Annotated in this window: 1 protein-coding gene and 1 pseudogene; one reads left to right on the top strand and one right to left on the bottom strand. The window is 71.6% G+C overall.

What is annotated here, in order from left to right; all coding sequences use genetic code 11:
• A partial coding sequence (locus tag I5I_RS09135) for a TPM domain-containing protein (RefSeq protein ID WP_036318529.1) occupies window positions 1-478 on the bottom strand: 478 nt, incomplete at its 3' end.
• 173 nt (window positions 479-651) lie between these two features.
• Here I5I_RS09135 and I5I_RS09130 point away from each other — a divergent pair.
• A pseudogene (locus tag I5I_RS09130) lies at window positions 652-1,117 on the top strand (DUF3097 family protein); the annotation flags it as partial.

The following is a 1,117-nucleotide window of genomic DNA, read 5'->3' as shown; positions in this document are numbered from 1 at the left end:
TGCCGCCGGCGATGGCGTCGGCCAGTCCGTCTGCGGCGGCGGTCGCGGCGCCGACCCAGTTACCCGCTGACAGTGCCGGCTGCACCCGTTCGCGTTCGATCGTGGTGAGCTCATCACCGGTCACGGGGCCAGCGGAGGAGCCCGACAGGTAGTACTGACGGCCGTCGGTCGAAATCGCCAGGAGGTACTGGTGCGGTCCCAGACCGTTGTTCTGCGCCGTCTCGTTCGCCCAGTCCTCGGGCGCCGACGGATCGGTGAACTGGGGGACGTACGCGACCCAGAGATCGACGCCCGACTTTGCGGTGAGGGCGCGCAAGCGCGTATCGACCTCGGAGATCTGCGCACCGGTCAGCACGCCGGACTGATCCACGACGCGCGACGAGCTGAGAGCCACGGGGCCCGTGGCGATCGCCGCGGTCGCGGCGCCCAGGACGATCGCCGCTGCCGCCGTCAGCGCCAACCACAAACGCGCACGCATGCGTGTTCCTCCCCTGCGCGAGGTGCGGGAACCTCGCTCCTCACGCCGATCCTATGTCGCGAACGGCATGACCCGATAGGCGAGCTGCGGGCATGCCGTGGGTCTTGCCCTCCCCGGCCTGTCCCTGCGCCCGCGGCGGCGGGGGCGGGTATGGTGTCGCGTTCGGAGGAACCATGAACAACGACGGATTCGGCCCCGATCGCTATGGCGCAGACGTCCTGGCCGCGGGATGGCGGGACGCGGGGCGCCGCGCGGTGCCGCGCGTGGCGGCCGCGCCGGACCTCGTCGTGGAGATCGCCGGCGACGGCTTCTGCGGCGCCGTCACCGGCATCCAGTCGGGTCATGTCGAGCTGGAGGACCGCCGCGGTCGCCGTCGACTGTTCCCCCTCGGCGGCGGTTTCCTGATCGATGGACAGGCGGTCGTCCTGGAGGCGCCGAAGGCCGCGGCATCCGGACCCCGCCGCACCGCTTCCGGCTCCTTCGCCGCCGACACGACTCGCGCCCGCGTGGCCCGCGCCTCGCGGATCCTCGTCGAAGGCCGCCACGACGCCGAGCTCGTCGAGAAGGTGTGGGGCGACGATCTAACGGGTCGAGGGCGTCGTCGTCGAGTACCTGCAGGGCGTCGACCTGCTCGAAGAG

The sequence above is a fragment of the Microbacterium sp. B24 genome (genome assembly GCF_000333415.1).
In the GTDB taxonomy this organism is placed as follows: Bacteria; Actinomycetota; Actinomycetes; order Actinomycetales; family Microbacteriaceae; genus Microbacterium.
Note: the sequence above shows the minus strand (reverse complement) of the source record. Positions and strands in the feature narration are given on the sequence as shown.